The 4,335-nt window shown below is 71.3% G+C and carries 4 protein-coding genes; 2 read left to right on the top strand and 2 right to left on the bottom strand.

Annotated features, from left to right (window positions below; translation table 11 throughout):
- Nucleotides 1-1,423: DNA mismatch repair endonuclease MutL (mutL, locus tag AC1DZ6_RS20175; RefSeq protein WP_477098918.1), on the bottom strand; the 1,423-nt coding region annotated here is incomplete at its 3' end.
- A 285-nt stretch (nucleotides 1,424-1,708) separates the two neighbouring features.
- On the opposite strand from mutL, the gene AC1DZ6_RS20170 reads away from it, so the two are divergent.
- Nucleotides 1,709-2,662 (top strand): TraB/GumN family protein, encoded by a 954-nt coding sequence (locus AC1DZ6_RS20170; RefSeq protein ID WP_477098917.1) that lies wholly within the window; start codon nucleotides 1,709-1,711, stop codon nucleotides 2,660-2,662.
- A gap of 146 nt (nucleotides 2,663-2,808) precedes the next feature.
- Nucleotides 2,809-3,747 carry a TraB/GumN family protein gene (locus AC1DZ6_RS20165; RefSeq protein WP_477098916.1) on the top strand — a complete coding sequence of 313 codons (939 nt, stop codon included), beginning with the start codon at nucleotides 2,809-2,811 and terminating at the stop codon, nucleotides 3,745-3,747.
- Between the two features lie 251 nt (nucleotides 3,748-3,998).
- Here the strand turns inward: AC1DZ6_RS20165 and AC1DZ6_RS20160 are convergent.
- Nucleotides 3,999-4,335: DUF3035 domain-containing protein (locus tag AC1DZ6_RS20160; protein ID WP_477098915.1), on the bottom strand; the 337-nt coding region annotated here is incomplete at its 5' end.

Below are 4,335 nucleotides of genomic sequence, written 5' to 3'. Positions count from 1 at the left end.
GGGCGACGATATAGGTCTCGTGCACCTGGGCCCGGGCCGCGCCCAGCGGGAAGTCGACCGGGTCGAACACCGGGGCGGGGCCTTCGCTCATGCCGCCGCCGGGGTAGGCGATGCTGGGCGGGGCGTCGTACTCGCCATAGGCCGCCTCGCGCACGGCCTCGGCCACGCCGTAGTCGCCATAGCCGCCCGAGCGCCCATCATTAAAGGAGGGCTCGACCCGCGCCGAGACGTCCGACAGGCCCGGCAGCACCTGGGGCGAGGGCCGCGTCCAGCCGCCCGACTGCCAGGCCGAGAAGCCGGCGGGCGAGGGGCCGGGTTGGTAGCCGGAGTAAGCGCCCGGCGGGGCCATGGTCTGCGCCCGGATGGCGTCCAGCGCCGACGCCGCCGTGGTGGTCGAGGCCCGGTGGCCGGCCGCCGCCAGGGCGTGGCGCAGGGCCCCGACGATCAGGCCGCGCACCAGGGCCGGGTCGCGGAACCGCACCTCGGCCTTGGCCGGGTGGACGTTGACGTCGACCTCCGAGGTGTCGAGCGAGATGTAGAGCGCCGCCGTCGGGTGGCGGTCCCGGGCCAGGAAGTCTGCATAGGCGGCGCGCAGCGCGCCTTGCAGCAGTCGGTCGCGCACGGGCCGGCCGTTGACGAACAGGTACTGGTGGGCGGCGTTGCCGCGGTTGTAGGTGGGCAGGCCCGCGAAGCCGGTCAGGCGCACGCCGTCGCGGGTCTGGTCGATCTCGATGGCGTTGTCGTGGAAGTCGCGGCCCAGCACGGCCGACAGGCGGGCCAGGCGCCCCTGCGGCCCGGGATGCTCGGGCGGCAGGCGGATGATGCGGCGGCCGTCGATGTCCAGCGAGAAGCCGACGCTCTCGTTGGCCATGGCCTGGCGCTTGATCTCCTCGGTGATCGCCAGGGCCTCGGCCCTCTCGGACTTCATGAACTTGAGGCGCGCGGGGGTGGCGTAGAACAGGTCGCGGACCTCGATCCGCGCCCCGTGGTCGCCGGCGAAGGCGGCGGGGGCCACGTCGCCGACGCTGCCGCCCTCGACCAGGATCGACCAGGCGTCGCTGCTGCCCTTGGCGCGGGATGAGATGGAGAGCCGCGCCACCGAGCCGATCGACGGCAGGGCCTCGCCCCGGAAGCCCATGGTGTGGATGGCCAGCAGGTCCCACAGGCCCTGGGCGTCGGGGGCCAGCTTGGAGGTGGCGTGGCGCTCGATGGCGACGGGCAGTTCGTCGGCGCTGAGGCCACAGCCGTCGTCGGCCACCAGGATGCGGGTCAGGCCGCCGCCGTGGGCCTCGACCTCGATCCGCGTGGCGCCGGCGTCGATGGCGTTGTCGACCAGCTCCTTGATGGCGCTGGCGGGACGCTCCACCACCTCGCCGGCGGCGATGCGGTTGACGGTCTCGGGCGGCAGGCGGCGGATCGGCATGGGCGGCGGCTTTCGGCGCGAACCGCGCGAGGGTCCGCATTGCGGGATGGTAATTTGACCGGCCCAGCTTGGGCCCTTCCAAGTGTGGAAGACCGATCATCCTAGATCGATTCCGCTTGGTCTGGAGGATCACAGATAGTGACGCCCATCCGTTTCGCCGCCTCTCACCCTGTCATCCCGGCCGCAGCGAAGCGGAGAGCCGGGACCGCCGGAAGCGCGGCGCCCAGGCGTCGGTCCCGGATCTTCGCGCTACGCGCTGCGTCCGGGATGACAGCCTTGGGGTTGATGCTCTTCGGGTCAGCCGCCCTGGCCCAGCAGGCCGTCGACGCCTCGGGGCCGATCGACCTGCACGTGGTCGATCCCGAGGCCAATCTGGTCGAGGAACTGGTGGTCAACGCCCGCTTGCCGGGGCCGGCCTGGTGGAAGGTCAGCGACGCCGACACCACGGTCTATGTGCTGGGCGTGCCGGCCGTGGTCCCCAAGGACCTGGAGGTCGACCATTCGGTGCTCAAGCGCCGGCTGGACGGGGCCAATGTGCTGATCATGGGCCAGGAGGCCACGATCAATCCGCTGCGCGTGGTCGGCCTGGTGATGGGCGGCAAGCGCTACTTCCTCAGCGAGACGCCGATGCGCCAGACCCTGCCGCCGGCGCTGCGCGCCCGCTACGAGGCCCGGCTGGCGGTGATGAAGAAGAAGCCCGACGACATGGACGAGGTGAAGCCCGCCTTCGCCGGTTTCATCGTCGCCAACTCCCAGCAGGACGGCAACCTGACGATCACCCTGGGCGACCTGACCAAGGGCATCCGCGAGATGGCCAAGGACAAGGCGCTGGCCAAGCGCCCCCGCATCCAGGACCTGTCCGACTACAGCCTGATCGACGCCATCAAGAGCCTGGGCTCGGCCCCGCAGCCGCTGCAGGAGCTGTGTCTAGACGCCGGCCTGCGCCAGGCCGAGAGCGGCCAGGGCGGGGTCAGGGTCACGGCCGAGCGCTGGGCGCGGGGCGAGGTGCGCGAGGTGGTCGCGACCGACCGCGGCTTCTCGCGCTGCCTGGCCTCGACGCCGAGCATCGCCCGCGAGTTGCGCGAGGGCCAGTCCGACGCGGTCAAGGCCATCGCCTCGGCCCTCAAGACCCCCGGCAAGGCCGTGGCGGTGATCGAGCTGCGCTCGCTCCTGGCCCAGGGCGGGGTGCTGGAGCAGCTGAAGGCCAAGGGGTTCAAGGTCGAGACGCCGGGGGCGTGAGGGAGCTTCTCCGTTGCTCAATGGTTGTCATCCCGGACAAGCGCGTAGCGCGCCGATCCGGGACCGCCGGAAGCGCTGAGTTCACGCGTCGGTCCCGGATCTTCGCTACGCTGCGTCCGGGATGACAGACTGAGTTGGAAATCCGTATGCGACGCACGATCCTCGCGGGCCTGGCCCTCGCCGCCCTGGCCTCGGCCCCCGTCCACGCCCAGGTGATCGACGACCCCGAGGCCAATGTCGTCGACGAGCTGGTGGTCGCCGCCAAGCTGCCCGGGCCGGCCTGGTGGAAGATCACCGACGGCGACACCACGATCTACCTGCTGGGCACGCTGCACTCGCTGCCCGAGAACCAGCCCTGGGACCGCTCGGTGCTGGAGCGGCGGATGAACGGCGCCTTCGCCCTGATCCTGCCGCCCGAGGGCAAGGCGGGGATCGGCGACATCCCCGGGCTGCTGGCCCTGCGCGGCAAGCTGAAGTCGAGCCAGCCGCTGGACGCCGCCGTGCCCGACCTCGCGCCCAAGCTGGAGAAGGTCCGCGCGCAGCTGGGCAAGAAGCCCGACGCCTATCGCGAATGGAGCCCGCTGGGCGCGGGGATCATGATCGCCAACGACTATCGCAAGCGCGCCAAGCTGGACCCGGCCGAGCCCGAGCGGACGGTCGGGCGGCTGGCCCGCAAGCACGGGGTCAAGGCGCGGCCGGTGGCCAGCTACAAGCTGATGCCCCTGGCCAAGGCGGCGGTGCGCGGCCATTCCGAGGCCGCCGGCCGGGTGTGCCTGGAGGGCGTGCTGGACGAGTCGGTCGGCGGGGCCGGCCCGGCGCGCGTGGCGGCCCAGGCCTGGGCGCGCGGCGACGTGCGCGGGGCGATCAGCGGTCCGCGCAACTTCCAGCGCTGCATGCTCAGCCTGCCGGGCGTGGCCGACCTGGAGCGACGCGGCACCCAGGCCGAGATCGACGCCCTGGCCGCGGCGATGAACACCCCGGGACACGCGGTGGCGCTGTTCCCGATCCGCGGGCTGGTGTCGCGCGGCGGGGTGCTGGACCAGTTGCGGGCGCGGGGGTTCGAGGTGTCGACGCCGGATGAGTAGATAACCCTCTCCCAGAGGGAGAGGGAGGGGCCCAAGCGAAGCTTGGGAGGGTGAGGGGGTAAGACGTCGGACGGCGTGCCGGCAGGGCGCTCGTGAGAACTTCGGTGAGGGTGTAACCCCTCACCCTCCCACCGCTAACGCGGCGGGTCCCTCCCTCTCCCTCTGGGAGAGGGTGTCAAAAAGGCCCAACGAAAAAGGCCCGGAAGCTTTCGCCGCCGGGCCTTGTTCAAAGCAATGAAGCTCGCGAAGCCCTACAGGCCCGGAAGCTTGATCTTGCTTTCCTTCTCGCGGGTGATGACGATCGCGCCGTTGCCGGTCAGCGACTTCAGGCGGGCTTCTTCCGAAGCCGCGTCGACCGAGACGGATTCGGTGGCGCCGGTTTCCGAGGCGGTCGGGGCGGCGGTCTTGTCGCCCTTCTTCCAGAACATGACCTTCTGCGAGAAGCTCTCGTCCTTGTGGGCCAGGTCGCCGTTCTCGTCGTCGACGACGAAGCGGATCAGCGGGTCGGCCTTGTCGACGCCGGCCTTGGCGACCAGCAACTTTTCGCCGTCCGAGCGGCCGGCGGCGTTGCTCTGGCCGATCAGGGCC

Source organism: Caulobacter sp. P1_B12_2 (genome assembly GCF_056406675.1).
The sequence above is the reverse complement of the archived record's forward strand: the minus strand, read 5'-3'. Positions and strand labels throughout refer to the sequence as shown.